The sequence below is a fragment of the Methylobacterium nigriterrae genome (assembly GCF_037106235.1).
GTDB classification, from domain to species: Bacteria; Pseudomonadota; Alphaproteobacteria; order Rhizobiales; family Beijerinckiaceae; genus Methylobacterium; species Methylobacterium nigriterrae.
Genome location: NZ_JBAWTG010000901.1, coordinates 1 through 268, shown reverse-complemented (window position 1 = coordinate 268; position 268 = coordinate 1). Strand labels below are relative to the sequence as shown.

At 65.7% G+C, this 268-nt stretch carries 1 protein-coding gene; it reads right to left on the bottom strand.

The window, feature by feature from the left end; all coding sequences use genetic code 11:
- A partial coding sequence (locus WDW90_RS39610; protein WP_336493057.1) for a hypothetical protein occupies positions 1 to 268 on the bottom strand: 268 nt, incomplete at both ends.

Below are 268 nucleotides of genomic sequence, written 5' to 3'. Positions count from 1 at the left end.
CAGGGACGACTCCCCCAGAATCGACGATGCGATCCCCTGGGGAAGGTTTGCCCCGGAGGGATTCGTGAACACGCGAAGTCCGTGAGCCCGCAACACCTCGGTGAGCATGTGCGTCGTCGTGGACTTGCCGTTGGACCCGAGCACGTACACGATGCCGTGGGCGAACTGTGCCGTCACGTCTTCGAGGAACCGAGGCGCGAGCTTCGTCGTCACATACCCGGGGAAGGCCGATCCTCCGCCGCGCACGCGCGCAAGCACCCGAACCAGC